This is a genomic window from Ruegeria sp. CDSB136 (assembly GCF_059610965.1).
The window spans coordinates 1-6,009 of the sequence record NZ_JBXWOP010000048.1 but is presented as its reverse complement, the minus strand read 5'-3'; the positions used below and the strand labels follow the sequence as shown (position 1 = coordinate 6,009).

General features: G+C 50.0%; 3 protein-coding genes. 1 reads left to right on the top strand and 2 read right to left on the bottom strand.

Annotation, left to right across the window (positions count from 1 at the left end; genetic code table 11):
* The first annotated feature begins 597 nt into the window (after window positions 1-597).
* Window positions 598-2,523: a DUF3604 domain-containing protein gene (locus AC2FIR_RS23860; protein WP_170612355.1), complete on the top strand. Its 1,926-nt coding sequence runs from the start codon at window positions 598-600 to the stop codon at window positions 2,521-2,523.
* Window positions 2,524-2,754: 231 nt separating this feature from the next.
* On the opposite strand, the gene AC2FIR_RS23855 is transcribed toward AC2FIR_RS23860, so the two are convergent.
* The gene (locus AC2FIR_RS23855) at window positions 2,755-3,510 is read right to left on the bottom strand and encodes a bestrophin-like domain (RefSeq protein ID WP_170612353.1); all 756 of its coding nucleotides are present in this window, start codon (window positions 3,508-3,510) and stop codon (window positions 2,755-2,757) included.
* 312 nt (window positions 3,511-3,822) lie between these two features.
* Window positions 3,823-5,937 carry an efflux RND transporter permease subunit gene (locus tag AC2FIR_RS23850; protein ID WP_496763467.1) on the bottom strand — a complete coding sequence of 705 codons (2,115 nt, stop codon included), beginning with the start codon at window positions 5,935-5,937 and terminating at the stop codon, window positions 3,823-3,825.
* Window positions 5,938-6,009: the final 72 nt, after the last annotated feature.

Sequence of the window (6,009 nt, the reverse complement as noted above, 5' to 3'; positions counted from 1 at the left end):
ACCAACACCATGATTTATATCGGAAATAACACGATCACGACAGCGGAAACAGCGACTTACTTGGGGAATGTGGGTTGAAAGGTGCATGCGCAAACAATCAACGGTAGTTTAAACTCAAACACCGACTTGATATGGCTCCATCGCAAAGCATCTGGTCGATCCTGTAGGCCTAAGATTTTCTCAGGTTCAGATTTAAAACTTGGAGTGTTGGCTAAATCGACGGATTCCGCGTGAGTTGACCTTCAGGAATAATGTTCGCTACGTCAATTCCGCCCGGTTTGGCCACTTCTCAAGCAAGGGCTTTCGCATTCAACCTGCCGAACCCAAACTTAGTAACCCTTGATCGTACTTTCATAGAGAATGACCGCTATATTGGCTGCGAATGCAGCACATAGGTCAAGTACTGCAAAGCAGCTAAGGACTGCACTAATGTCAGCTCTCAGAGCAGTCGTTCGCTGCGCAGAGCATCAGTGACCGCTCTGCGGACAAAGCGGAAATTCGAAGACATGGTAAGAATGACGTGTTATCATCGGGTCTAAAAGTGCGGCATTCGTAAAATAACGCGTTTTGATTTCAGCAAGTTCTGGGAGGTTTATTATGCTCAGGCACCTAAATTCCGCTTTGTTCTCTTCCATATTTTTAATTTCGGGCGCAGCCGACGCACAGTTTGTACCCTCTGAAGAGTCCCTTCAAAACCTTTACCCCGGCAAAGCCTATTCACCCTATGCTCAGCGCAGCTTTCCATCGCGCGTATTTTGGGGCGACACTCATATTCACACCGGTCTTTCAATGGATGCCGGTCTTTTCGGGAACACGACCGATCTGGACACAATGCTTCGGTTTGCGCGAGGCGAAGAGGTCGTCTCTGCCACGGGGCAGCGTGTTAAATTGGCGCGACCGTTAGACTGGATCGTGACAACGGAACACTCGGATGGAATGGGCATGATCACCGATTTGGCCAAAGGATCTCCCAACATTATGGAATCAGAACAGGGCTCCCGCTGGGCAAAAGGTCTGCAAGACGGCGGTGAGGCGTCTGCTGCAGCAGCTCTGGACCTGATCACTACGTTCTCTCAAGGGAACATGGATCCAGACTTGATCGCAGATTATTCTCCTGGATCGCCTATCTATGCCTCGGTCTGGGAAGACATGATCGCAACCGTGGAATCGTTCAACGATCCGGGAGACTTCACGGCTTTCCACGGCTTTGAGTGGACGTCGCTGATCCGGGGCAACAACATGCACCGCAATATCATTTTTCGTGACAATGCAGATCGGGTCAAACAGGTCCAACCTATGACAACGCAAGCCCCCATTGGTTCTACAGACCCGATGGACTTGTACAAATGGTTGGAGGCTTATGAGGCCGATACCGGCGGACAGGCTTTTGCACTCGCGCACAATGGAAACCTGTCAAACGGCATCATGTTCCCATCTGAAACACGTTACAATGGCGAACCTGTGGACGAAGCCTATGCAATGGCGCGGATGAGATGGGAACCGCTATACGAAATTACCCAGATCAAGGGAGACGGCGAAGCGCACCCCGCACTTAGTCCGGATGACGAGTTTGCGAATTACGAGACTTGGGATGCGGGGAATCTCGATCTAACTGAAGCCAAAACGCCAGATATGCTGTCAGGCGAATATGCGCGCGAGGCGCTAAAGCAGGGGTTCGCTATCGAGGCGCGCACGGGTGTAAACCCATACAAATTTGGCTTGTCCGGCGCGACGGACAGCCATACATCTCTGGCAACCGCTGACAGCGACAATTACTTTGGTAAAGCAACAAATGCCGAACCTTCATTGACACGTGCGTCGCATCCGTTCACCGAAACAGAAAATGGAATTTTCCCCGGTTGGTCATTGGTGGCGTCAGGGTACACAGGTGTCTGGGCCGAAGAGAACACGCGCGCTAGTCTATGGGATGCCATGGTGCGCCGCGAGGTCTATGCCACAACAGGTCCGCGCATGGCTGTGCGGTTCTTTGGGGGATGGGAGTTCGACGAGGATGACATGAGGTCTCGCGCTCCAGCCTTTGTTGGATACGAAAAGGGTGTTCCGATGGGTGGTGATTTGCGAGTGGCAACGTCCGATGCGCCAACTTTCATGGTCTATGCACTACGCGATCCCATCGGGGCCAATCTTGATCGCATCCAGATCGTCAAAGGCTGGATGGACAGCGACGGGAACTTGTCGGAAAAAGTCTATGATGTGGCGTGGTCGGGTGACCGTGAACTGGATGCTGACGGGAAACTGCCAGCAGTGGGCAATACGGTCGACCTGGAAGCGGCAAACTATGTCAACACCATCGGCGCTTCAGAGCTGGGAACGGTCTGGGTGGACCCAGATTTTGATGCCGTCGAACACGCGTTTTACTACGCGCGGGTCATTGAAATCCCGACGCCACGCTGGGTCGTTTACGACAAAGTGCGTCTAGGCGCTGACATTCCTGAAGAAGCGACATTGATCGGACAAGAGCGCGCGTATACGTCACCGATCTGGTATTCACCGAATAATTAAGATAATGCCCATTTTCCTTGCTTTTTGACTGACCGCTTTGGGCTGACTGCGGTCCTTTGGAGTAAAAATGCGGATGGCAGCAATGTCCGCATATCGGTCATTCGGGAAAAATCACTCAATGTCTGCTGTGCGGACGGAGCCGACATTCGCGGTAAGCGACTTGAACCGCCTTAATACAAACAAACGAAACCGCCTAAAGCGGTTATCTAAGTTGTTTGTGCAGGCAAAACTTCAGAATGATCTTTCGATCACCCTTTCAAGTGAAACTGGTGTGACTTCCACAATCTGGTCGAAGGGATTACCCATAACGACGATTCCAAAAAGTACCGCGCCGTTTAATGCCGCAAACATCGCCATCACCGCCGTAGAAGCACTTCTCAATGGGTATGCTAGGAAGCAAATCGCAGTAAATACAAAGCCGACTGAAGCGATCGTCCAGAATAGCTTGGTTGGGCCAGACATGACATTCAAACTGAGAGTTGCCCGGGTCTCTTGTAAAGCCAAGTGACTCGCGAGAAGGTCTTCCGCAAGTGGTTCGCTTGCGTTCGACCGCAGATGCATTAAGCCAGTACCGATCTCACTCATTAGCGAGTCTGCTGCCGACGAAAGCTCGCCTTCACCGAGAAGGGGCCATTCCTCATTGACTAAAACGCTTGCCAGTTCCGCCACTTTGGCTCTTATGATCGCAGCTTCCGGGTCGCTCGACCAACCCAAGCCTTTATAAACTCGCTCGATTTCAATGGCCTGCTGGTTGGCGACAAATCTCAATTCGGTGAAGTCTTCGCGAGTTACACTAAAGCCAAGCGTCAGCAACAGCGAGTGTATCACTGATATTCTGAATGCGCCCCAATCAAGGATCTTAATGTTTTCGTCGGCAATTCGGTCATGTATAGCGCCGTGCATCAGGCGGTACAACAAAGTTATGACGAGGGTGAAGCAAGCGACACATAGCATGAATACAGGTATCAGATCATTAGAAAAGGCCAAGCTCCATACCTTTCGATCACTTCATGCCAACGCTCGACACCAACTTCTGATTTAGAATGCTGCGTTTGGTCAGGCAAACTTACTGTTCGCAATGTTCCAACAGAATCTCTGTTCTGAACCAAGAATGCTAGAGGATTGCGAAAAAAGTTAGTTTCCGCACTTGGAGACCTAGATTTCTGCAGGTCTGGTAAGGACGCGCGAATAGAAGGTTGGATCCAAATCAGCAGGTTAATGCAAAAGCACGTACTTAAAACCTGGAACATGGCGAAAGCGTGATATGTTTTTCGGAGATGAGGATCTGAAGGTTAGTTACTAAGCCGCTGTTTCGTCCTCATTTATTCTAAAGAAAATTGAGTACAGAGACGGTACCACTATCAGCGTAAGAACGGTCGCAAAACTCAAACCGCAGATAATCACCACTGCGAGCGACTCAAAAAATGGATCCCACAGCAAAGGCATTACTCCAAGTACAGTAGTAAGTACTCCCAGTGCCACTGGGCGGACGCGTAGAACAGCTGAGTCGACAACAGCCTGCAATCGAGGTTTTCCACCAGCAATCTGAGTATCGGTTTCGTCAATAAGGACGATAGCGTTTTTGATTAGCATCCCCGTTAGAGACAAAATACCCAGTATTGCCATAAATTCGAGTGGCGTTCTGGTTGCCGCGAGCCCCCAGACGACTCCAATGAGAGCCAGAGGTACTGTCAACCATATGATCAGTGGCTGACGGACTGCATTAAACAAGAAGAAAACTACTACAATCATCGCTCCGAACCCAAGCGGCATAGTCGAAGCCAAACCGTCGTTTGCACTTTGCGAGTCCCCGTACTCACCCCTCCATTCAAGAGAATACCCACTCGGCAAATGGATTGCCTCTACGAATGGTCGGATTTGAGCGAAAAGGTCGCCTGAGAGTACTTCTGGTGCGTTATCGGCTTGTGCGGTGATTGCAAGCTTGCGGTCGATGCGCCTAAGGTTCCCAGCTTCGAAAACAAGGTCAAATCGGTCTACAACTTGAGATATCGGAATGTATCCTCCGGCTACATCGCTGTAAACTTGGATGTTTTTTAGGTCACTAATATTGTTTCGGTCTGCTTCGAATGGGCGCATTACTATGTCCAATAAGTTGTCGCCTTCGCGATAAATCCCTATAGGCGCCCCTACTTGATGCCAGTAAACTGCCCTAGATATCTCCGCTTGGGTGAGACCCAGCCTTCGGGCGTTTTCTGTGTCAATAACAGGTCGAATTACCTGCTTTTGTTCGCGCCAGTCGTCTTTTACCGCGATGGCTCCGTTTTCAGCGAATATCAGTTTTGCCTTTTCGGCGAGTTCGCGAAGCACAACGGGATCGGGTCCAGAAAATTCGACTTCGATTTTCGATCCACCTCCAGGGCCCAATACAAACTTCCAAACTTTTGCATATGAGTCAGCGTAGTTTTGGTTGATCCAAGACTGAATTTCCGGCTGTAATGCATCGATCTGCCGATAGTCCTCCACGTCCACCAAAATTTGACCATAGGCGGGGTTCTGGTCTTCACTGTCGTATACCAACATGAAGCGTAAATGCCCGCTGCCCACGGAAAGATTTGTGGACGTGACACCAGGTAGAGTTAAGAGATGCGCTTCAATCTCTCGCATGTCCTGACTGGTTTGTTCAATGTCGGTTCCCTCTGGCAAAAAGTAATCCACCACAAATTGCGCCCTGGTGCTGTTGGGAAAGAAACCCGGCGGTACTAACGCAAACCCTGCGATTGCAGAGAAAAAGAGCGCAACAATAAGGCCCACCGTAAGGTACCGGTATTGGATCGCATAAGCGAGGAGCGAACGATATGCACGGAGAATAGCATTCTCTGCAGGCGGTGTTTCCGAGGTTGGTTTCAGTAGCAGAGTACAAAAATAGGGTGTGAGCCATATCGCTATCAACCACGAAAAGAGCAAGGAAATCGTAATAGTCCAGAAGAGGCTCCCGGCGTATTCGCCCGTGTTGTCCGGTGAAAAGCCAATTGGAGAAAACGCCAAGAGTCCTACAACTGTTCCTCCGAGTAGCGGCCATTTGGTTTGATTTACGACAGTGATAGCAGCGTTGCTGGTGGCTTCACCGCGTTGAACTCGGACCAACGTACCTTCGACAACGACAATGGCGTTATCAACTAGCATGCCGAGTGCAATGATTAGCGCGCCTAGTGAAATCCTTTGCATGTCCAGCCCCAATAGCTGCATACCGGCAAGCGTGCCTGCAACTGTGACCAACAGAATACCTCCCATCAGTATTCCGGATCTTAACCCCATAAAAATAAGCAATATGCCTACAACGATGATGAGCGCCAGAACCACGTTCATGACAAAGTCGTTGATCGATTCTTTTACCGAAGCAGACTGATCAGAGATTGGCAAAATCTGGATTCCGATTGGCCTAAGGTTCTCCAACCCACATTCCCCAAGTAAGTCGCTGTTTCCGCTGTCGTGATCGTGTTATTTCCGATATAAATCATGGTGTTG

Excerpts from the sequence above, each read along its gene's own strand:
- AC2FIR_RS23860 (WP_170612355.1), top strand. The coding sequence starts at position 598 with ATGCTCAGGCACCTAAATTCCGCTTTGTTCTCTTCCATATTTTTAATT.